Here is a 20011-nt window from a genome sequence, read left to right as displayed (position 1 = left end):
GCATGGCCCTCCTGGACAAGCTGCCGATCCGCTGGAGCCTGATCCCGGCCATCGCGGCCATCGGCGCCATCCTCCTGGTGCTCAGCGGCCTGGGTATCGCGATCTATGACGAACAGAACTACCGCGCCCAAAAGATCCGCGAGGCCACGGCCCAGGGCGAAATCCTGGCGGCCACGGTCACCGCGGCCTTGGCCTTCGACGACCGCCCGGCGGCGCAGGAATATGTCGAGGCCCTGCGGGTCAATCCGCAGGTGGTCTCGGCCGGGGTCTATAACGACGCTCGCGCCCTGGTGGCCGGCTACGCCCGCGACCCTGGCGGCCGGGCCGACGCCAGCGTTAAACTCGCTGCCCCGGCCTTCGTCGGTCGGCACTTGATTGTCGTGACACCGGTAGCAGAGGCTGGCCAGCATCTGGGGCTGGTGGCGTTGCGCATCGACACCGATCCCATCGCCCGGCGGCTCTCGCGCTATGTCGGCCTGGGCCTGCTGCTGTTCATGGCTTTGCTCGTCGTCGGCGTCCTGGCCGCGGCCCACGCCGTGTTGACCCGCACCAACAGCGATCTGGCCGATGCCAACCGCAACCTCCAGGAGGAGATGCACGAGCGTGAGCGCGCCGAGAGCGCCCTGCGCCAAAGCCAGCGCATGGAGGCCATGGGCCAGCTCACCGGCGGCGTCGCCCACGACTTCAACAACATCCTCATGATCGCCTCCAGCGGCCTGGACCTGATGGAGCGCACCGACAAGCCCGAGCGCCGCAAGATGCTGATCGACGGCATGCGCCAGGCCGTGGACAGGGGCGCCAGCCTGACCCGCCAACTCCTGGCCTTCTCGCGCCGGACATCCCTGCGGCCCGAGGTCATCGACCTCACCGCCCAGCTCGAGGGGATGCGTCTTTTGCTGGACCGGTCTCTCGGGGAGGATATCTCCGTGGTGGTGGATCTGCCCGCCGATCTCTGGCGGGTGCAGGTCGATCCGTCGGAGTTCGAGCTGGCCATCCTGAACCTGGCCGTGAACGCCCGCGACTCCATGCCGGGCGGCGGCGCCATCACCATCGGCGGGCACAACCGCCCAGCCGGGGCCGATGAGGCGGTCCTGGTCGATCATGTTGTCCTGGGCATCACCGACACCGGCTCCGGCATGGCGCCGGAGACCCTGTCGCGCGTGTTCGAACCCTTCTTCACCACTAAGGCGGTGGGCAAGGGGACAGGGCTGGGCCTCAGCCAGGTCTACGGCTTCAGCCGCGCGTCCGGCGGCGATGTGCGGATCGAGAGCGCGGTCGGTCTCGGCTCGACGATCTTCCTGTTGCTTCCGCGAACCGAGGCCCCCCTGCCGGTCTCTGCCCCAGACCTGTCGCCGGTCATCCGCGCGCCGGGCGGGCAGGGCGATCTGCTGCTGGTGGAGGACGACGACGGGGTCGCCAACCTGGTTTGCGGCATGCTGGTGGAGCTCGGCTACAATGTCACCCGCGTCGACTGCGCGGCCGCCGCCGTCACGGCGCTGGAGACCAATTCGGGCTTCGACATCGTATTCTCCGACCTGGTGATGCCCGGGGAGATGGACGGCATTGCGCTCGCCCGTGAGATCGGCCGGCGCTGGCCCAGCCTCCCCGTTCTGCTGACGACGGGCTTCAGCCCCGGCGTCGCCGCGGCGGCCGAGGAGGGGCTGACCTTGCTCACCAAGCCCTATGGGATCGGCGCCCTGGCCGCCGCGTTGGACTCCGCGAGACCTGGCTGAGAGCTCCCGAAAGCAATTTCGCCAACTCTTAAGAGCTATCGGGGCTATTGGTCACCTTGCGCCGGCCCCACCGGCACGCGATATCCACCGGGTACACGGCTCGCGTTCGAGAGTCGTTCACATCGAGAAGGGCTGCCTCCCAATGTTTGATCCGCCGACGACCGCCTTGAACCTTGTCCCGATGGTGGTCGAGCAGACCAGCCGCGGCGAGCGTGCCTTCGATATCTTTTCCCGGCTTCTGAAAGAGCGGGTCATCTTCCTGAACGGCCCCGTCGAGGACGGGATGTCGGCGCTGATCTGCGCCCAGCTGCTCTATCTTGAGGCCGAAAATCCCAAGAAAGAGATCCAGATGTACATCAACTCGCCGGGCGGCGTGGTGACCTCGGGTCTCGCGATCTACGATACCATGCAATACATCAAGAGCCCGGTGGTCACCCTCTGCATGGGCATGGCGGCCTCGATGGGGTCCTTCCTGCTGATGGCCGGTGAGGCCGGTCAGCGGATCTCGCTGCCCAACGCCCGCATCATGGTTCACCAGCCCTCGGGCGGCTATTCCGGCAAGGCCTCGGACATCGAGCGTCACGCCGAGGACATCATCAAGACCAAGCGCCGTCTGAACGAGATCTACGCCAAGCACACCGGCCGGTCCTACGAAGAGGTCGAGGAAAAGCTCGACCGCGACACCTTCATGACTGCCGACGAGGCCAAGGAGTGGGGTCTGATCGACCTCGTTCAGGCCAATCGCTCCGAGGACTAGCCTGCATGGTCGCGCACACCCTGGTGGTGGGCGGGACCGGGATGCTTTCTGGACTATGTGAGGCGCTCGCCGGCGACGGCGGGCGCCTCTCGCTTTTGTCGCGCCAGGCGTCGGGCCCCGACGGATTCGCCTGCGACTACCATGATCGCGCTTCGTTCGCGGCGGCGCTCCTGGCGGCGGTCGCCCGCTCCGGCCCGATCGACCTGGCGGTGGCCTGGTTCCACACCCTGAAGATCGAGGCCCCGCGCCTCCTGGCCGAGCAGGTCCAGGGGCGGCTGTTTCAGGTCCTGGGCAGCGCCGCGGCCGACCCCGCCCATCCCTGGCGGCTCGAGACCGCGCGGAAGGTTGCCGAGGGCTTGCCCGGCTGCGAATTGCGGCAGGTGGTGCTTGGCTTCAAGGTCGAGCCGGAGGGGTCGCGCTGGCTGACCAACGCGGAGATTTCCGGCGGCGTCCTCGACGCAATCCGCGCCGACCGACCGCTTACCATCATCGGCCAGACCAAGCCCTGGTCGGCTAAGCCTTGAGCCGGGACTGCGCCGCCGCGATCAGGGCGTCGCCGCCCAGCGTCACATTGAAGCGGTCGAAGTCCTTGTCGTCGGCGGCGCGGACGTCGCCGAACAGCCCCTGGGGGTCTTCATGGAAGTGCAGGAAGGCGCGGGACTTGCGGTAGAAGACCCCGCGCTTTTTCTCGGTCAGGCCGGGCAGCGCACGGATGCGGGCCAACAGCGGTTCCAGCTGATCCAGGGCTATCTCACCGGCGTGTTTCACGTGGCGTCAGACCTTCAGGGACGTTCCTTGAAGACACGATAGCCGCGGTGATCGGCGATCTTCAACATCTCGCGGTCTCCACTGGTGTCGCCATAGGCGGCCTTCAGGGTGAAGTCGGGGCCAAACATTGCGCGCAGGCGGCGCACCTTCTCCGGCCCGCGGCAATTGGGGCCGAGGAACCCGCCGGTCACCCGGTCGTCGGCGTCGAAGGCCAGTTCCGTGGCGATCAGGGCGTCGGCCCCGAGGCCCCGGGCGAAGGGGGCCACGATGATGTCGGGGGAGGCGCTGACGATCACCAGCTTGGCGTGGCGCTGACGCCAGCGGCGCCAGGTCTGCAGGGCGTCGGGGCGCAACAGGCTGGGGGCGGCGACCTCGGCGAAGGCGCGGGCCTGGGCTTCCAGCTCGTCGCGCGTGACCCCCTTGAGGAACTCGCGCACCGCGGCGGCCTTGATGCGTCCGCGATTGCGGTGCGCCAGATAGGAGATCGCCGCCGGGGCCAGCCGGGTCATTCCCGCCATATAGCGACCCTGATCGACGCGCCATTTGAGGAATTCGGTGAAACTGTCACGCACGGTGATGGTGCCGTCGAAGTCGAAGGCCACGACGCCTGCGTCTTCGATCTGGTCATCCAGCATCTCGCTCGAGGGAGCGCCGCCGCCGCGCAAGGATCGTTTCGCCATGGCTCCCCCTCGCGCCGTCTCCGCCGCGTGTCTACCCAGAACAATCGGCGGGCGCAGCACGCGCCTTGGGGGGAGGCGTTTCGCGGCGCCAGGAGCCGAAGGCTTGTCCCGAACTGGCGCACACCCATCTAGGGATTCGGACTGGCCCGCCATCGGGCGCCCCGGCCGCCAAATGTCGCGATGTCCCCCAAAGGCTTGTGATCCTTGGTCGGATCGAGGAATGTCAAGGATTAGACAACCTGCGGCGCGTATCCTGCATCGATGGCGTCAGGAACGCCTCCGGGGGCGGACGTCCCGGCCAGTCGGCCGCACGTCGAGAGAGTGAGAAACGACCATGACCAAGGCCGCCAGCGGAGACTCAAAGAGCACGCTCTACTGCTCATTCTGCGGCAAGAGTCAGCATGAGGTCCGCAAGCTTATCGCGGGCCCTACCGTGTTCATCTGCGATGAGTGCGTAGAACTGTGCATGGATATTATTCGCGAGGAGCACAAGATTTCCTTCGTGAAATCCAAGGACGGCGTGCCGACTCCGAAGGAAATCCGCGAAGTCCTCGACGATTACGTGATTGGCCAAGATCACGCCAAGAAGGTGCTCGCGGTCGCGGTCCACAATCACTACAAGCGTCTCAACCACGCTTCGAAGAATAACGACGTCGAACTGGGCAAGGCCAACATCCTGCTCATCGGTCCGACTGGCACCGGCAAGACCCTGCTGGCCCAGACGCTCGCCCGAATCATCGACGTGCCCTTCACCGTGGCCGACGCCACGACGCTCACCGAGGCGGGCTATGTCGGCGAGGATGTCGAGAATATCATCCTGAAGCTGCTTCAGGCCGCAGACTACAATGTCGAGCGGGCGCAGCGCGGCATCGTCTACATCGATGAAGTCGACAAGATCAGCCGCAAGTCGGACAATCCCTCCATCACCCGCGATGTGTCGGGTGAAGGCGTGCAGCAGGCGCTGCTGAAGATCATGGAAGGCACCGTCGCCTCCGTGCCGCCGCAGGGCGGGCGCAAGCATCCCCAGCAGGAGTTCCTGCAAGTCGACACCACAAACATCCTGTTCATCTGCGGCGGCGCGTTCGCTGGGCTTGAGAAGATCATCTCGGCCCGCGGCCAGGGCACCTCGATCGGCTTCGGCGCCAAGGTCTCCGATCCCGACGACCGCCGCACCGGCCAGATTTTCCGTCAGGTGGAGCCGGACGACCTGCTGCGCTTTGGCCTGATCCCGGAATTCGTCGGCCGCCTGCCGGTCATTGCAACCCTGGACGATCTGGACGAGCCGGCCCTGGTGAAGATCCTCACCGAGCCGAAGAACGCCTTTGTGAAGCAGTACCAGCGTCTGTTCGACATGGAGAATGTCGGCCTGACCTTCACCGACGACGCGCTGAACGCGGTGGCCCGTAAGGCGATCATCCGCAAGACCGGCGCGCGGGGCCTGCGCTCCATCCTGGAAGGCATCCTGCTCGAGACCATGTACGAGCTGCCGACCTATGACGGCGTCGAGGAAGTGGTGGTCAACGCCGAGGTGGTTGAGGGGCGGGCCCAGCCCCTCGTGATCTACGCCGAGCGTCGCGACAAGGGCGGCGCGGCCTAAGCGCCAAGTCTCCAATGCGAGTATCAGCGACCGCGGCGTCCTCGCCGCGGTCGTTTTCGTTGTAACTCATCGCGCCGGCGGCCTCCCTCGACCCATCGGTCGGTCAGGTTGAGCGCGGGCGAATCCCCGCCCGCTTGCGAAGGCTCTTGCACCTGTTGCGGCGGCGCACCATTTCCTGTGTCTCGCGCGTCACCAATTCCAGACGCATTGTCGCGGGCGATCTGGCTCAGCTTGTAGAGGGGGCCAAACCGTCCACATAAATGTCGACAAGTCGCCCAGGCTGGGCGGACGGGCCGACCGACTCAGGCACATCGTCTGGGGGAAACCGGTCGGAATATGGGAAGGGCCCTGCTTTTGAAGGGGGCCCACCAGGAGTAGATGCACATGTCTGAGATCAAGACTCTGCCCATTCTTCCGCTGCGGGACATCGTTGTCTTCCCGCACCAGCCGGTGCCGCTGTTCGTTGGCCGCGAGAAGTCGGTCCGCGCGCTTGAGGAGGCCATGAAGGCCCCCGGCAAGCAGATCCTGCTGGCGACCCAGAAGGACAAGGACGACGATGATCCGTCGCCCGAGGCCATCTACGACGTCGGCGTCGTGGCCTCCGTGCTCCAGCTGCTGAAACTGCCCGACGGCACCGTGAAGGTGCTGGTGGAGGGCAAGGCCCGCGCCGGCATCTCGAAATTCACCGACCAGGCCGAGTTCTACGAAGCCGAGGTGGCCTTCATCACTGAGGACGGGGCTGCATCGACCGAAGCCGAGGCGCTGTCGCGCGCCGTGGTCGAGCAGTTCGAGAACTACGTGAAGCTCAACAAGAAGGTGCCGCCGGAAGCCTTGGCCTCAATGCCGCAGGTCGACTCGCCCGGCGAGCTGGCCGACCGCATCGCGTCGCACCTGTCTGTGAAGATCGCCGAGAAGCAGAACCTGCTGGAGATCTTCAATGTCGTGAAGCGCCTGGAGAAGGTCTACGCCCTGATGGAGGGCGAGATCAGCGTCATGCAGACGGAAAAGAAGATCCGTAACCGCGTGAAGCGCCAGATGGAGAAGACCCAGCGCGAGTACTACCTCAACGAACAGATGAAGGCGATCCAGCGCGAGCTGGGCGAGCAGGACGACAGCCGCGACGAGCTGATCGAACTCGAGAAGCGCATCAAGAAGACCAAGCTCTCCAAGGAGGCTCGCACCAAGGCCGACGCCGAGCTGAAGAAGCTGCGCAACATGAGCCCGATGTCGGCGGAATCCACCGTCGTTCGGAACTATCTCGACTGGCTGCTGTCCATTCCGTGGGGCAAGGCCAAGACCAAGCCGATCGACCTGGTGAAGGCCGAAGCCGTCCTTGAGCACGACCACTACGGCCTGGAGAAGGTCAAGGAACGCATCCTGGAGTACCTGGCCGTGCAGGCACGGACCGGCTCCCTGAAGGGGCCGATCCTCTGCCTCGTGGGCCCGCCCGGCGTGGGCAAGACCTCGCTGGGCAAGTCCATCGCCGAGGCGACGGGCCGCGAGTTCGTGCGTGTGTCCCTGGGTGGGGTGCGTGACGAGGCCGAGATCCGCGGTCACCGCCGCACCTACATCGGCTCGATGCCCGGCAAGGTCATCCAGTCGATGAAGAAGGCCAAGTCGACCAACGCTTTCTTCCTGTTGGACGAGATCGACAAGATGGGCTCCGATTACCGCGGCGACCCGTCCTCGGCCCTGCTGGAGGTGCTGGACCCGGCGCAGAACTCGACCTTCGCCGACCACTATCTCGAGGTGGACTACGACCTGTCGCCGGTGATGTTCGTCACCACGGCCAACAGCCTGAACATGCCCCAGCCCCTGTTGGACCGCATGGAGATCATCCGCATCCCCGGCTACACCGAGGAAGAAAAGCTGGAGATCGCCAAGCGGCACCTGCTGCCCAAGCTGACCAAGGACCACGGCCTGACGCCTGACGAGTTCGTCGATCCCGACGACACCATCCGCGACCTGATCCGTTACTACACCCGGGAAGCCGGCGTGCGGTCGCTGGAGCGCGAACTGGGCAACCTGGCCCGCAAGACGGTTCGGGACCTGGGCCGTGAGAAGCTGCTGGCGATCACCGTCGATGACGAACGGCTGGCCAAGTACGCCGGGGTCAAGAAGTACCGTTACGGCGAAACCGACGCGGAAGATCAGGTCGGGATCATCACCGGCTTGGCCTATACCGACTTCGGCGGCGACATCCTGACCATCGAGGCGGTCAAGATGCCCGGCAAGGGCCGCATGTCCATCACGGGCAACCTGAAGGACGTGATGAAGGAATCCATCTCGGCGGCGCACTCATATGTGCGCAGCCGGGCGGTGCACTTTGGGATCGAACCGCCGGTCTTCGAGAAGACCGACGTCCACATCCACGTGCCGGACGGGGCCACCCCCAAGGACGGCCCCTCCGCCGGCGCGGCCATGGCCACGGCCATCGTCTCGGTGCTGACGGGTATCCCGATCCGCAAGGACATCGCCATGACCGGCGAAGTCACTCTGCGCGGCCGGGTGACGGCCATCGGCGGCCTCAAGGAAAAGCTGCTCGCGGCCCTGCGTTCCGGGGTCAAAACCGTGCTGATCCCCGAGGAGAACATGAAGGACCTGGCCGATGTCCCAGACAGTGTGAAGAACGGGCTGGAAATCATCCCGGTCTCCAACATTGACGAGGTTCTGGCCCGGGCCCTGACCGAGCCGCTCACCCCGATCGAGTGGACGGAGCCGGCGACGCCCGCCATTCCGGTCGTCACCGACGACAGCGACCCGGAAGCCGTTCTGACGCACTGAATTCCGGATTAACTGCAAATAATCAGGCGGCGCGGGGTATTCCCGCGCCGCCTTCGTTTGACGCCTGCCGCGAGACCGCCATAATCGCGTCACGCAAAGCAGCGTCGCGAACACCGCGGGGGGTCCGCGGACCTATAACGGGCTGGGAGAAACACCAAATGACCAAGGCCGAACTCGTCACGGCGATCGCCGAAAAGGCGGGCCTCAATAAGGCGCAGGCGAAAGACGCGCTGGAAGCCTTTATTGACTCCGTCACCGCGTCCCTGAAGAGCGGCGAGGAAGTGCGGCTCGTCGGTTTCGGCAGCTTCGTGCCGGTCAACCGCGCGGCGGGTACGGCCCGCAATCCGCGCACCGGCGAAACCGTGCAGCGGCCGGCCTCCAAGACCGCCCGGTTCCGGGTCGGCGAAGGCCTGAAGAGCTCGCTGAACTAAGCAGCTCAATCTCTGTAGTTATTTCGAAGGGGCGGGCGCCGGGGAGGTGGCCGCCCTTTTCATATGGGGGTTTCTGCGCGCCGGGGAGGGCGCTAAGAAACCGGACTTCAAGGCGGCGTCAGGGTTAAGTGGAGGCTGGATAACCCGCCCGACGCTCCCGAAATCTTCAAGGGCGGCTAGCTCAGCTGGTCAGAGCACCTGGTTTACACCCAGGGGGTCGGGGGTTCGAACCCCTCGCCGCCCACCATCCTGCCTCGCTCCGCGAGCTTCGCAGGACAGGTCCTCCTCTGACATTCGAAGTAGGGCGCAGCCCTGGGGGAGCAGCGCTACCGTCCCTGCCAGTCGTAGCCGCCAGGGCTGAGATGGTTGACCCTGAGGGTTTTCTGCGCGGCCTTCAGTCGGGGGCGAAGTTCGGCGCCATACATCGCCGACATGGCGTCGCGCCAGTCTTTGCCCGCGCTCTGCCACGACTTCATCAACCTCGCGCGCCGCATGGCGTCGTCCACCGTCAGGACCTTGCCGCCAGGACTGTCCTTGCAGGTCGCCCGAGGCCAGGCGACGCCCTCCACCTGGCGGTCGGAGACGCCGATGAAATAGAGAAAGCGCGCTTCCTCCCCCATCGAGAGGACGGCGGAATTGTCCAGGGCGCTGAGAATCCGGCGCATCGCCAACTTGCGTGCCGCCGACATAGCCTCGGCTGTGCACTCGGCGGGCGCCGCTGCGGGAGGCTCCAGGCTCTCCAGGGCGGAGACCAGGGCGGAACGGTCTCCGGCCTTGAAGGCCGCGATGCCAGCCGCACGGGCGCGGCCTCGTCGGCCGCATTCCGCCCGCAACCGGCAAGGCAGATCGCGACGCAAATGACGCTCGCCATGACCCAACGCATCTTGAAACCCCCACGACCACGACGGGAAACTAGGTCCGGCGCCTCTATGGCGGGTTAATCGGGCGCATAGGGGAGCGGCGCCGCGCCACTTCCTCGTCACTCGAACATTTGAGCAAGCTGGGCCGCAATCAGCCCGGAACATATTGGCCCAGCCGCGTCTTGTATTCGCATCAACCGAGGCAAGGCTGGGCATGCGCAACATCATTTACATCATCGGACTCATCGTCGTGGTGCTCTTCGTCCTGTCGTTCTTCGGCCTTCGTTAGCCTCAGGAGCGACCGCATGACCAACACCTACTCAGACGGTCCTGGACCAGCCAGGGCTGAACAAGACAATTCCCTAGAACAGGTGCGGACTGCAGCCCTGTCAGCCGGCGAGACCATAGCCAAGGAAACTGCGCACTTCGCCGACGCGGCAAAGGATCAGGTCAGTGAGCGTATCGAGGGCGGTAAGGCCGCCGCCGCCGATGCGCTTGCGACCTTCGCCGATGCGGTGCGAAAGGCCGGCGAGGAGCTTGGCCAGAACGACCAGACCATGGTCGCAGGCCTCGTCTCCCAGGCCGCCGAGGGCCTGGAGTCTCTGTCGCGAACGGTCTCACAGAAGCAACCGAAGGACCTCATGGTCGCCGTGCGCGACTTCGGGCGCGCCAATCCTGCGGCCTTCATGGCGGGGGCCGTCCTGGCCGGTGTCGCCCTGGGGCGGTTTGCGCGCAGCTCGACTCACCATGCCGAAAGCGCGGGCAGCCCACAGTCCCCCAAGGCGGCGTCCAGCGCGTCTGAAGAACCCGGTCCGCTTTCGACCTTTGAGACCCCTGGCGTCCCCGACCCCATCGCCGCCGACATGGCCCAGGCTCTACAGGGCGGCGCAGGGGGCGTCGGCGCCTCCGGAGACACGACGGATACGTCGGCAACCCCCGCACGCTTCGGTCATGAGGGGGGCCTTGCCGGGACGTCCGGAGCTGAACCCGTCGATGACCTTGGTGAAAACCGCGACGTCTTCAAAGGAGGCGCTTGATCATGGCCGATCCTGAAGCCCGCTCGATCCCCCAGCTATTGGGGGACTTCACCAGCGATCTGACCACTCTGCTCCGTCAGGAGTCCGAACTTGTCCGAGCTGAATTCTCCGAGAAGCTCGGGGTTCTCGGACGGGCTGGCGGAGAACTGGCCGGCGGCGCCATTCTGCTGTTGGCCGCGCTGATGGTGCTCCTGCAGGCGCTTGTTCTCGCCCTGTCCAACATCATGGATCCCGCCTGGGCGGCCCTGCTTGTGGGCGTTGTGGTCGCCATCGTTGGCGTGGTGCTGCTTCGCGCCGGCGCCAGCCTCGCCAAGCCCATCAACCTCACCCCCGATCGGACCCTGCGCCAGGTCGGCAAGGACGCTGAACTCGCGAAGGACCAGGTGACATGACCCGCTCATCGGCTGAAATCGAACGCGAGGTCGAGCAGACCCGTGGGGAACTCGACCGCACGGTCGAGGCCCTGAAGGACAAGATGACTCCCGGCCAGCTGATCGACGAGCTGACCCAGTCGCTGAAGGGCTCCGGGGCGGCCGACATTTTCGGCAACCTGGGAACCCAGGTGAAAGACAACCCTCTGGCCCTGGCCATGGTCGGCGCGGGCCTAGCTTGGCTTATGATCGGCAAGGGGCCGCCGCAGCCTGGTGTAGGGGGGGCGGGAGAGACGGTTAGCGGGTCCGCCAGCAGCCTGAGTATTGCTGGCGGGGCTGATAGGGGAGCCGCCGGAGGTCTAGCCGCTGGCGCCGCACACATGGTCCATCAGGCGTCGGACATCGCAGGCGAGGTGGCGGAACGGGTCGGGCATACGGCCACGCACCTGAAAGACCAGGTCATGGACCAGGCCGGACATGCCAAGCACCGGGTTCAGGCCACAAGCGCGCAAGCCTTGCAGGCCGGTCAGGGCGTGCAGCGCGGGTTCATGGACATGCTCGAACAGGAGCCGTTGATCATCGGCGCCTTGGGCATCGCCGTGGGCGCGGCCCTGGGCGCCGTCATGCCGTCCACCGCTGTGGAGGATCGCACCTTCGGCGGTTTGCGAGACAAGGCCCTCGACGAAGGCCGCAGTCGGCTCGGTGAGGGTATTTCGGTCGCCAAGGACGCCGCGGGTGCGGCTCTTGAGGCCGTGCGGGAGGCCGCTGATGACGAAGGCCTGCTTGGCTCGGAAGATTCCGGGTCGATCATCGAAAAGGCCGAGACCGTCCTGCGCGCCGGCGTGGACGCCGCCCGCCAGGAGGTCGCGGACCGCCAAAGCCACTAGACGTCGTCTAGGCCAATGAGCATGGCGGCGTGTATACCGCCGCCATGCTCTACCGCCCCCTTGGCAAGACCGGCCTGACCGTCTCGGAGATCGGCTTCGGCTGTGCAAGCTGGTGGGGCCAGACGGCGTTCGATGAGCGCGAGGCCATCGCCCTGGTCCACGCCGCCCTTGAGCGGGGCGTGACCTTCCTCGATACCGGGGCGAGCTATTCCAATGGGAACGCCGAGCCCAGGCTGGGGCGGGCCCTGCGGGGGCGCGACCTCTCGGGTCTGGCGATCGCCACCAAGGCTGGCACCCGCCACGACGGCCGCCGGATCCAGCGCGACATGTCTCCTGGCGCCATCGAGGCCAGCGTGATGCGAAGTCTGGCGAACCTGGGGCTCGAATGCCTGCCCCTGCTGCAACTGCACGGTCCTGCCATCGTCGACCTTACCCCTGAACTGCTGGCGACCCTTGAGGGCCTGAAGGCGCGAGGCCTCGTCCAGGCGCTCGGGGTCAACAGCTTTGATCCCGCCGTCATCGACCACGTCGCGGGCCTGCCGCAGTTCGACGTCGTGATGGTCGACTACAATGTCCTGTGTCCGGAGCGCGGCCCGCTGATCGCCCGCGCGGCGGCGGCGGGGAAGGGGGTGCTGGCGGGCATGCCTCTGGCGATGGGGCACACCGCCGGCCAGGTCCTGAAGCTGCGGGCGCCGCGGGACATCTGGTACGCCCTGCGCGCCCTGAAGAACCACCGGGCCGAAGTGCGGGCCGGCCGGCGGTTCGCGTTCCTGCACCGCCAGCCGGATGTCAGCGGGGCTCAGGCGGCCCTTGCCTATGTCCTGGCCAATCGCGACGTCGCCTGCGCGGTCATGGGGACGACCCGCATGGCCCATCTCCTCGAGAACCTCGACGCGTCTGGCCGAAGACTAGCGCCCGAGCTGGCCGCCGCGATCGCCGAGGCGCAAAGCGCCGGGACCTGACGTTGGGGCGCCCCTTTCGCCGGACGCCAAGAGGCGTAGTCTGCGTGCAAGAACAACGATAAATCAGGGCAGGACACGATGGCGAAGCTCGATCTGGGTGCGCTCGACCAGGCGCTGGGGGCGGCGCACCAGCCGGCCCTGTCCGCCGCCCTTGTCCAAATGACCGGTGATCTGCACTGGCTCCGCCCGGAGTGGACGCCCACCTACACGCCATTGTCGCGCGGCGAGACCGGCGTCCCGGAAGCCGAGCAGGCGAAATTCCGCGCTGAGGCCAGGGCCGCCATCCTCGACTGGGTGGCCAAGGGCTCACCGGCGCCCACGACCCCCGACACCGCCACCCTACGCCGGATGATGAGCTTCGTGGCCGGGGCCGACATCCCCGAGAACTATGCCGACTTCCTCAATGACGAATTGGCCATCGGCGGCCAGTCCAGCAAGGACCCGCAGTGGGACACGCCCCTCCTGAAGGAGGCCGCGCGCAGCATGCATGTGCTGGTGATCGGGGCGGGCATGTCGGGTCTGCTGACCGGCATCCGCCTGACCCAGGCCGGGGTCGATTTCGAGATTGTCGACAAGAACCTCGATGTCGGCGGCACCTGGCTGGAAAACACCTATCCCGGCTGCCGGGTCGATAGTTCCAACCACATCTACTCCTATTCCTTCGAGCCCAACCACAACTGGCCCCAGCACTTCTCGACCCAGCCGGTGCTGCTGGACTACTTCCGGGGTGTCGCCAACCGCTACGACCTACGGAAAAAGATCCGCTTCGAGACCAGCGTCGAGGAGATGGTCTGGGACGAGGCGCGTGCGGTCTGGAAAGTGACCCTGAGGACCGCCACGGGGACCGAGCAGGTGATCGCCAACGCCGTGATCACCGCCGTGGGCCAGCTGAACCGTCCGCGTCTGCCGGACGTGAAGGGTCGCGAGCGCTTCAAGGGCGCGGCCTTCCACTCCGCCCAGTGGCGCCATGACGTGGATCTCACAGGCAAGCGGGTGGCGGTTATTGGGACGGGCGCTAGCGCCTTCCAGTTCGTGCCGGAGATCGTCGGCAAGGTGGCCGGCCTGACCGTCTTCCAGCGCACCCCGCCGTGGGGTTTCCCCACCGCCCACTATCATGAGGACGTGCCGGCCGGGATGAACTGGCTGTTGGAGCACATTCCCAACTACGACAAGTGGTACCGGTTCTTCCTATTCTGGATGGTCACCGACGGCCTGCTGGATGGGGTCCGAGCCGACCCGGCCTGGCAAGGCGACGAGACCGCTGTCAGTGCGGCCAACGCCATGTTCCGGGCCATGGTGGCCGAGGCCCTGCGGATGCAGGCCGGCGACCGCCCCGACCTCGCCGAAAAGGTTATCCCCACCTATCCGATCGGCGGCAAGCGCGCCCTGCTGGACAACGGGGTCTGGATCGCCGCGCTCAAGCGCCCGAATGTGGAGCTGGTGACGGATACCATCACCGAGATCACCGAGGGCGGCATCCTCACCGCCGATGGCGCGGCGCGGGATTTCGACGTGATCATCTATGGCACTGGCTTCCACGCTAGCCGGTTCCTCTATCCGATGAAGATCAAGGGGCGCGGCGGGGCGGATCTGCACGCCACCTGGGACGGCGACGCCCGCGCCTATCTGGGCATGACCACGCCCGGCTTTCCCAACCTGTTCATGATCTACGGGCCCAACACCAATATCGTCGTCAACGGCTCCATCATCTTCTTCTCCGAGTGCAGCGTCCGCTACATCCTGGGCTGCCTAAAGCTGCTGGCCGAGACCGGAGCTCAGGCGATGGAGCCCAGGCCCGAGGTGCACGACGCTTTCAACATCAAGGTGGACGAGGGCAACAAGCTGATGGCCTGGGGCGCGCCGCAGGTGACCAGTTGGTACAAGAATGAGAAGGGCCGGGTCAGCCAGAACTGGCCCTTCGCCCTGGTGGATTACTGGCGCGCCACCCTGGCGCCCGATCCGCAGGATTTCGTGATCTCCAAGGAACGCGAGATGGCGGGGTAGGGGACCGCGGGCCTATACGGGGACGACGTGTTCGTTCCCGTGAGGTCCCATGCCGCTCAAGCTCCACACCATCATCTGCAGCACCCGCCCGACCCGGTTGGGCCCGAAGATCGCCGAGTGGTTCGACGCCGTCGCCAAGAGCCATGAGGGGTTCGACGCCGAACTTGTGGACCTGGCCAGCTTCAACCTGCCGGTCTTTGATGAGCCCAAGCATCCGCGCCTTCGCGACTATTCCCACGACCACACCAAGGCCTGGAGCGCGAGCGTCGAGGCGGCCGACGCCTTCGTCTTCGTGACGCCGGAGTACAACTACGGCCCGCCACCGTCCTTCACCAACGCGGTGAACTACCTCGTGCACGAGTGGGCCTATAAGCCCGCCGCCTTCGTCAGCTACGGCGGAGCCTCGGGCGGCCTGCGCGCAGTGCAGATGGAGAAGCTGCTGCTCACCAGCGTCAAGGTCATGCCGATCCCTGAGGGCGTGGCCCTGCCGATGTTCAGCCAGCACCTGACCGAAGCGGGCTTCAAGCCGCCGGAGCTGCAGGACAAGGCGGCCGGCGCCATGCTCACCGAGCTGGCCCGCTGGGCCGCCGCGCTGAAGGCCCTGCGCGCCCCAAGCTAGACCATTGCCAGGCGTCCTTCGCCGCTGTTCAACTATGTGTTGAGCCAGGGAGGGCGGCATGACTCAGGGTGTGGTGACGGTGCAGGGCTTGCGGCTGCGGGACGGGCCGGACGGCGCGGTCGTGCCGCCCAGCCTGGACAAGGGTCTCGGTGTCGAGATGTTCGAGACCAGGGGGGGCTGGACGCGGATCACCACCCTGAAGGCGCCGATCCGCAGCGGCTGGGTGTCCAGCCAGTTCCTCAGCCAGACGGTGGCGGTCGCCACCCCAGCCTCACCCGCGCCGGCGCCTCCGCCCATGGCCGACGACCCAGCGCATCCGGTGACCGTCGCGGGGGGCAAGGCGATCACCCCAGACGGACGGGCCTTCGCCTCGGTCTACAAGGGCGGCTTCTACACCACCGGCCGGACCTCCCTCGCAGGGTGGCTCGCGGGGAATCCGCCTCCGACCGCCCTGAAGCCATCGGCGGTGCGGGTGGTGCGCGCCATCTCGGCCAATGAGGGGCTGCTGGAGGCCATCAACTCCTACGACAACAGCTACATGTCGATCGGCCTCTTCCAGTGGACCTGCGGTCCGGCCGGGGATGCGGGTGAACTGCCGGCTTTGCTGGCGGCCTTGAAGCGGACCTGGCCTGCCGCCTTCCAGGACTGCTTCGGGCGCTACGGTCTGGATGTGCAGACCGCCAGCGCCACTGCGACCACAGGTTATCTGGTGCTGAACGGTGTGGTGCTGAACACCGCCGCGCGGAAGCTGCAACTGCGTGGCGCGGTTTGGGCCTACCGATTCTGGCGTGCAGGACACCACCACGACATGCGGGCCTGCCAGCTCAGCTTCGCCGCCGGGCGCTTGGCGAAGTTCCTGGACGCCAAGGCGGTCGGCGTGGCGGTCCGGCGCTGGTTCACTTCCGAGCAGGGGGTGGCCCTGGTGTTGGATGAGCACGTCAATCGCCCGGGACACGTGCCCGGCACCCTGGCGGCGGCCATCGCGAGGATCGGCGCCACCGATCCCACCAACTGGAAGACCGCCGACGAGGCGCGGCTGATCGCCGCCTATGTCCTGGCCCGCAAGGCCACCAACATGACCCATCCGATTCTGCGGGCCGAGCGCATCGCAGACGCCGTCAATCAGGGGACGCTGTCGGACGATCGTGGCTCATTCGTGATCTGACGCCGTCTGGCGGCTGTCACGACTTGGCCCTAGCCTCCTGAGTCGAGTGAGTGACTCAACGAGCGGAGCGACGACATGGCGTACAAGTTTGAGATCTCGAAGGACAAGGCTGGCGAATTCCGGGTGAAGTTCAAAGCGCCGAACGGCGAGGTCATGTTCTCCACCGAGGGCTATTCCTCGAAGGCCTCGGCGAAGAACGCCATCGAATCCATGAAGAAGAACGGCCCCGACGCCGAAACCGACGACACCACCGACTGATCCCCGCCCGTTGGCGGTGGGCGTGGGCAGGGATTATTCACAGGGTGAAGTGCGACTAATCGAACTCGCCCGTTGACACGATTCCGGTCGGGACCTATCAGACGCCCCTCGCGGGCCCACACGGCCCACATGCGGATGTAGCTCAGTTGGTTAGAGCGCCGGCCTGTCACGCCGGAGGTCGCGGGTTCGAGTCCCGTCATTCGCGCCACTTCTCTCCCACATCGCTGATTTGACGACAGATGGCTGTCTTGCGCGTCTTCGCGCGGCGGCGCGGCGGCGCGGCGCGTCGGCTCCGCGTACCTGAGAGGCATTCGCATCTCGAACATCGGTCTTTTTCGCGGGTGCGGCGCCAGCGTCATTGAGCCGTTTGAATCGGTTCCATTCGTGGTCTAGAAGGGCGCGACTCCTTCGAGGATTCCATGAACGCGTTCCTTCTTCAGTACCTCCCCATCGTGATCTTCCTAGGGATCGCGGCGGTTTTGGGGGTCGTCTTCATCCTCGCCTCGGCGGTTCTCGCCCCCAAGGCGCCGGACCCCGAAAAGCTCTCGTCCTACGAGTGCGGCTTCAACGCCTTCGACGATGCGCGGATGAAGTTCGACGTCAGGTTCTACCTGGTCTCGATCCTGTTCATCATCTTCGACCTTGAGGTGGCTTTCCTGTTCCCCTGGGCGGTCTCGCTCATGAACCTGCCGCAGGACGTGGCGCAGTTCTCCTTCTGGTCGATGATGTCCTTCCTGGGCGTGCTGACCGTCGGCTTCATCTACGAATGGAAGAAGGGCGCCCTGGAATGGGAGTGATCGTTCCCGCGGGCTCCGCCCCCGCGCTCTCGGCCGGTCGCTCGACCGTCGATGGCTACAACCCCAAGCTCCACGACCCCTTCTTCGACGGCGTCTCCAGCGAGCTCGCCGACAAAGGCTTCATCACCGCGGCCGCCGACGACCTGATCACCTGGGCGCGCACCGGTTCGCTGATGTGGATGACCTTCGGCCTGGCGTGCTGCGCCGTTGAGATGATGCACGCCTCGATGCCGCGCTACGACCTGGAGCGCTACGGCTTCGCGCCGCGCGCCAGCCCGCGGCAGTCCGACGTGATGATCGTCGCTGGCACGCTCTGCAACAAGATGGCTCCCGCCCTGCGCAAGGTCTACGACCAGATGCCGGAGCCGCGCTACGTGATCTCCATGGGCTCGTGCGCCAACGGCGGCGGCTACTACTATTTCAGCTACTCCGTGGTGCGCGGCTGCGACCGGATCGTCCCGGTGGACATCTACGTCCCCGGCTGCCCGCCGACCGCTGAGGCCTTGGTCTACGGTGTGCTGCAGCTGCAGAAGAAAATCCGCCGCACCGGGACCATCGAGCGATGAGCTGGCCGGTCGAGATCTCCACGCTCGAAAGCCTGGGCCAGCAATTGGTCGCCGACAGCGCCGGCGCCGTGGCCGGCTATTCGATCGCCTTCGGCGAACTGACCCTGACGGCTCCGACCGGTCGCGTCGTCCAGGCGCTCACCCTGATGCGCGACAAATTCGGCTTCGCCCAGCTGATCGACCTCTGCGGCGTCGACTATCCGGAACGCCCGCAGCGTTTCGACGTGGTCTACCACCTGCTGTCGCTCACCAAGAACCAGCGCCTGCGCCTGAAGGTGCAGACCGACGAGGACACTGCGGTCCCCACGGTCACCGGAGTCTACCCCTGCGCCGACTGGTATGAGCGCGAGGCCTTCGACATGTACGGGATTTTCTTCGAGGGGCATCCCGACCTGCGCCGCATCCTCACCGACTACGGGTTCCACGGGCATCCGCTGCGCAAGGACTTCCCGATGACCGGCTATGTCGAGCTGCGCTACGACGACGAACTGAAGCGCGTGGTCTATGAGCCCGTGAAGTCCGTCGAGTTCCGCAACTGGGACTTCCTCTCGCCGTGGGAAGGGGCCGACTACGTTCTGCCCGGTGACGAGAAGTCGCCCGGGACCGGCGGCCCGCATCCGGGAGCTCCGAAGTAGATGGCCGACGACGCATCCCTGACCACGCTCTCGGAAAACGAGATCCCGGTCCGCAAATTCAACATCAACTTCGGCCCGCAGCACCCCGCGGCCCACGGCGTTCTGCGCCTGGTCCTGGAGCTGGACGGCGAGGTCGTGGAGCGGGTCGACCCGCACATCGGCCTGCTGCATCGCGGCACCGAGAAGCTGATGGAGTATCGCACCTACCTCCAGAACATCCCGTACTTCGACCGCCTCGACTACGTGGCGCCGATGAACCAGGAACACGCCTTCTGCCTGGCCATCGAGAAGATGCTGGACCTGGAGGTTCCGATCCGCGGCCAGCTGATCCGGGTGATGTATTCCGAGATCGGCCGGGTTCTGAACCACCTGCTGAACGTCACGACCCAGGCCATGGACGTCGGCGCGCTCACGCCGCCTCTCTGGGGCTTCGAGGAGCGTGAGAAGCTGATGGTCTTCTATGAGCGGGCCTGCGGCGCGCGCCTGCACGCCAACTACTTCCGGCCCGGCGGCGTCCACCAGGACCTGCCCGAGGCGCTGATCAACGACATCGACGACTGGGCCGTGGCCTTCGACCGTCCGATCAACGACATCGACAAGCTGATCACCGGCAACCGCATCTTCAAGCAGCGCAATGTCGACATCGGCAAAGTGACCCGCCAGGAGGCCATCGACTGGGGCTTCTCCGGTGTCATGGTGCGCGGCTCCGGCATCGCCTGGGACCTGCGCCGCAGCCAGCCCTACGAATGCTACGACGAGATGGACTTCGAGATTCCGCTCGGGCTGAACGGTGACTGCTATGACCGCTATCTCTGCCGCATGCAGGAGATGCGTGAATCCACCAAGATCATCCGCCAGTGCGTTGAACGGCTTCGCAAAACGCCCGGCCCTGTGATGACCGAGGACAACAAGGTCTCGCCGCCGCGCCGGGGTGAGATGAAGCGCTCGATGGAAGCGCTGATCCACCACTTCAAGCTCTACACCGAGGGCTTCCGCACCCCGGAAGGCGAGGTCTACGCGGCCGTCGAGGCGCCCAAGGGCGAGTTCGGCGTCTTCCTGGTGAGCGACGGCGGCAACAAGCCCTATCGCTGCAAGATCCG

The 20011-nt window shown here is 65.9% G+C and carries 21 protein-coding genes and 2 tRNA genes; 20 read left to right on the top strand and 3 right to left on the bottom strand.

Going from position 1 to position 20011, the window contains the following annotated elements; translation table 11 throughout:
• Positions 1-2: 2 nt before the first annotated feature.
• The 3 genes from RMO97_RS05285 to RMO97_RS05275 all read left to right on the top strand — a co-directional run bounded on the left by RMO97_RS05285 (position 3) and on the right by RMO97_RS05275 (position 3014).
• Entirely contained in the window at positions 3-1733 is a 1731-nt protein-coding gene (locus RMO97_RS05285) for an ATP-binding protein (RefSeq protein ID WP_310539484.1), read from the top strand.
• Positions 1734-1875: 142 nt separating this feature from the next.
• Positions 1876-2490: an ATP-dependent Clp protease proteolytic subunit gene (locus RMO97_RS05280; RefSeq protein WP_304780064.1), complete on the top strand. Its 615-nt coding sequence runs from the start codon at positions 1876-1878 to the stop codon at positions 2488-2490.
• Positions 2491-2495: 5 nt separating this feature from the next.
• Positions 2496-3014: a hypothetical protein gene (locus RMO97_RS05275; protein ID WP_310539483.1), complete on the top strand. Its 519-nt coding sequence runs from the start codon at positions 2496-2498 to the stop codon at positions 3012-3014.
• Here the strand turns inward: RMO97_RS05275 and RMO97_RS05270 are convergent.
• Together RMO97_RS05270 and RMO97_RS05265 are read right to left on the bottom strand one after the other, a co-directional pair.
• On the bottom strand, positions 3004-3258 hold the full coding sequence (locus RMO97_RS05270) for a hypothetical protein (RefSeq protein WP_310539482.1): 255 nt from the start codon (positions 3256-3258) through the stop codon (positions 3004-3006). The two genes, RMO97_RS05275 and RMO97_RS05270, sit on opposite strands and share 11 nt — an antisense overlap.
• A 14-nt stretch (positions 3259-3272) precedes the next feature.
• Positions 3273-3938, bottom strand: coding sequence for an HAD-IB family hydrolase (locus RMO97_RS05265; RefSeq protein ID WP_310539481.1), 666 nt, complete (start codon positions 3936-3938; stop codon positions 3273-3275).
• A gap of 334 nt (positions 3939-4272) precedes the next feature.
• On the opposite strand from RMO97_RS05265, the gene clpX reads away from it, so the two are divergent.
• The 4 genes from clpX (at position 4273) to RMO97_RS05245 (ending at position 8997) form a co-directional block, all read left to right on the top strand.
• The gene (gene clpX, locus RMO97_RS05260) at positions 4273-5535 is read left to right on the top strand and encodes an ATP-dependent Clp protease ATP-binding subunit ClpX (RefSeq protein ID WP_304780075.1); all 1263 of its coding nucleotides are present in this window, start codon (positions 4273-4275) and stop codon (positions 5533-5535) included.
• 384 nt (positions 5536-5919) lie between these two features.
• Positions 5920-8319: an endopeptidase La gene (gene lon, locus RMO97_RS05255; protein WP_310539480.1), complete on the top strand. Its 2400-nt coding sequence runs from the start codon at positions 5920-5922 to the stop codon at positions 8317-8319.
• Positions 8320-8477: 158 nt separating this feature from the next.
• Complete coding sequence (locus RMO97_RS05250) at positions 8478-8750, top strand: HU family DNA-binding protein (protein ID WP_293493154.1); 273 nt, start codon at positions 8478-8480, stop codon at positions 8748-8750.
• A 170-nt stretch (positions 8751-8920) separates the two neighbouring features.
• A tRNA-Val gene (locus tag RMO97_RS05245) sits at positions 8921-8997 on the top strand.
• A 79-nt stretch (positions 8998-9076) separates the two neighbouring features.
• On the opposite strand, the gene RMO97_RS05240 is transcribed toward RMO97_RS05245, so the two are convergent.
• Complete coding sequence (locus RMO97_RS05240) at positions 9077-9607, bottom strand: hypothetical protein (RefSeq protein WP_310539479.1); 531 nt, start codon at positions 9605-9607, stop codon at positions 9077-9079.
• A gap of 308 nt (positions 9608-9915) precedes the next feature.
• On the opposite strand from RMO97_RS05240, the gene RMO97_RS05235 reads away from it, so the two are divergent.
• The 13 genes from RMO97_RS05235 to RMO97_RS05175 all read left to right on the top strand — a co-directional run.
• Complete coding sequence (locus RMO97_RS05235; RefSeq protein WP_310539478.1) at positions 9916-10647, top strand: hypothetical protein; 732 nt, start codon at positions 9916-9918, stop codon at positions 10645-10647.
• 2 nt (positions 10648-10649) lie between these two features.
• On the top strand, positions 10650-11039 hold the full coding sequence (locus tag RMO97_RS05230; RefSeq protein WP_310539477.1) for a phage holin family protein: 390 nt from the start codon (positions 10650-10652) through the stop codon (positions 11037-11039).
• Positions 11036-11905: a DUF3618 domain-containing protein gene (locus tag RMO97_RS05225; RefSeq protein ID WP_310539476.1), complete on the top strand. Its 870-nt coding sequence runs from the start codon at positions 11036-11038 to the stop codon at positions 11903-11905. The genes RMO97_RS05230 and RMO97_RS05225 overlap by 4 nt, the downstream gene beginning before the upstream one ends.
• Positions 11906-11934: 29 nt before the next feature.
• On the top strand, positions 11935-12867 hold the full coding sequence (locus RMO97_RS05220; protein ID WP_310539475.1) for an aldo/keto reductase: 933 nt from the start codon (positions 11935-11937) through the stop codon (positions 12865-12867).
• Positions 12868-12945: 78 nt separating this feature from the next.
• Positions 12946-14871 (top strand): NAD(P)-binding domain-containing protein, encoded by a 1926-nt coding sequence (locus RMO97_RS05215; protein ID WP_310539474.1) that lies wholly within the window; start codon positions 12946-12948, stop codon positions 14869-14871.
• A gap of 49 nt (positions 14872-14920) precedes the next feature.
• Positions 14921-15490 carry an NAD(P)H-dependent oxidoreductase gene (locus RMO97_RS05210; protein WP_310539473.1) on the top strand — a complete coding sequence of 190 codons (570 nt, stop codon included), beginning with the start codon at positions 14921-14923 and terminating at the stop codon, positions 15488-15490.
• Between the two features lie 58 nt (positions 15491-15548).
• A complete protein-coding gene (locus RMO97_RS05205) occupies positions 15549-16655 on the top strand; it encodes a hypothetical protein (protein ID WP_310539472.1) in 1107 nt (368 codons plus the stop codon).
• A 75-nt stretch (positions 16656-16730) separates the two neighbouring features.
• On the top strand, positions 16731-16913 hold the full coding sequence (locus RMO97_RS05200) for a YegP family protein (protein ID WP_304780101.1): 183 nt from the start codon (positions 16731-16733) through the stop codon (positions 16911-16913).
• A gap of 131 nt (positions 16914-17044) precedes the next feature.
• A tRNA-Asp gene (locus tag RMO97_RS05195) sits at positions 17045-17121 on the top strand.
• Positions 17122-17332: 211 nt separating this feature from the next.
• Positions 17333-17710 carry an NADH-quinone oxidoreductase subunit A gene (locus RMO97_RS05190; protein ID WP_304780104.1) on the top strand — a complete coding sequence of 126 codons (378 nt, stop codon included), beginning with the start codon at positions 17333-17335 and terminating at the stop codon, positions 17708-17710.
• Positions 17680-18276: an NADH-quinone oxidoreductase subunit B family protein gene (locus RMO97_RS05185; protein ID WP_310539471.1), complete on the top strand. Its 597-nt coding sequence runs from the start codon at positions 17680-17682 to the stop codon at positions 18274-18276. The genes RMO97_RS05190 and RMO97_RS05185 overlap by 31 nt, the downstream gene beginning before the upstream one ends.
• A complete protein-coding gene (locus RMO97_RS05180) occupies positions 18273-18911 on the top strand; it encodes an NADH-quinone oxidoreductase subunit C (RefSeq protein ID WP_310539470.1) in 639 nt (212 codons plus the stop codon). Before RMO97_RS05185 ends, RMO97_RS05180 begins: the two co-directional genes overlap by 4 nt.
• A partial coding sequence (locus RMO97_RS05175) for an NADH-quinone oxidoreductase subunit D (RefSeq protein ID WP_310539469.1) occupies positions 18912-20011 on the top strand: 1100 nt, incomplete at its 3' end.

The organism is Phenylobacterium sp. (assembly GCF_031425575.1).
In the GTDB taxonomy this organism is placed as follows: domain Bacteria; phylum Pseudomonadota; class Alphaproteobacteria; order Caulobacterales; family Caulobacteraceae; genus Phenylobacterium.
The sequence above is the reverse complement of the archived record's forward strand: the minus strand, read 5'-3'. Positions and strand labels throughout refer to the sequence as shown.

Excerpts from the sequence above, each read along its gene's own strand:
- RMO97_RS05285 (WP_310539484.1), top strand. The coding sequence starts at position 3 with ATGGCCCTCCTGGACAAGCTGCCGATCCGCTGGAGCCTGATCCCGGCC.
- RMO97_RS05280 (WP_304780064.1), top strand. The coding sequence starts at position 1,876 with ATGTTTGATCCGCCGACGACCGCCTTGAACCTTGTCCCGATGGTGGTC.
- RMO97_RS05275 (WP_310539483.1), top strand. The coding sequence starts at position 2,496 with ATGGTCGCGCACACCCTGGTGGTGGGCGGGACCGGGATGCTTTCTGGA.
- RMO97_RS05265 (WP_310539481.1), bottom strand. The coding sequence starts at position 3,938 with ATGGCGAAACGATCCTTGCGCGGCGGCGGCGCTCCCTCGAGCGAGATG.
- clpX (WP_304780075.1), top strand. The coding sequence starts at position 4,273 with ATGACCAAGGCCGCCAGCGGAGACTCAAAGAGCACGCTCTACTGCTCA.
- lon (WP_310539480.1), top strand. The coding sequence starts at position 5,920 with ATGTCTGAGATCAAGACTCTGCCCATTCTTCCGCTGCGGGACATCGTT.
- RMO97_RS05250 (WP_293493154.1), top strand. The coding sequence starts at position 8,478 with ATGACCAAGGCCGAACTCGTCACGGCGATCGCCGAAAAGGCGGGCCTC.
- RMO97_RS05235 (WP_310539478.1), top strand. The coding sequence starts at position 9,916 with ATGACCAACACCTACTCAGACGGTCCTGGACCAGCCAGGGCTGAACAA.
- RMO97_RS05230 (WP_310539477.1), top strand. The coding sequence starts at position 10,650 with ATGGCCGATCCTGAAGCCCGCTCGATCCCCCAGCTATTGGGGGACTTC.
- RMO97_RS05225 (WP_310539476.1), top strand. The coding sequence starts at position 11,036 with ATGACCCGCTCATCGGCTGAAATCGAACGCGAGGTCGAGCAGACCCGT.
- RMO97_RS05215 (WP_310539474.1), top strand. The coding sequence starts at position 12,946 with ATGGCGAAGCTCGATCTGGGTGCGCTCGACCAGGCGCTGGGGGCGGCG.
- RMO97_RS05210 (WP_310539473.1), top strand. The coding sequence starts at position 14,921 with ATGCCGCTCAAGCTCCACACCATCATCTGCAGCACCCGCCCGACCCGG.
- RMO97_RS05205 (WP_310539472.1), top strand. The coding sequence starts at position 15,549 with ATGACTCAGGGTGTGGTGACGGTGCAGGGCTTGCGGCTGCGGGACGGG.
- RMO97_RS05200 (WP_304780101.1), top strand. The coding sequence starts at position 16,731 with ATGGCGTACAAGTTTGAGATCTCGAAGGACAAGGCTGGCGAATTCCGG.
- RMO97_RS05190 (WP_304780104.1), top strand. The coding sequence starts at position 17,333 with ATGAACGCGTTCCTTCTTCAGTACCTCCCCATCGTGATCTTCCTAGGG.
- RMO97_RS05185 (WP_310539471.1), top strand. The coding sequence starts at position 17,680 with ATGGAAGAAGGGCGCCCTGGAATGGGAGTGATCGTTCCCGCGGGCTCC.
- RMO97_RS05180 (WP_310539470.1), top strand. The coding sequence starts at position 18,273 with ATGAGCTGGCCGGTCGAGATCTCCACGCTCGAAAGCCTGGGCCAGCAA.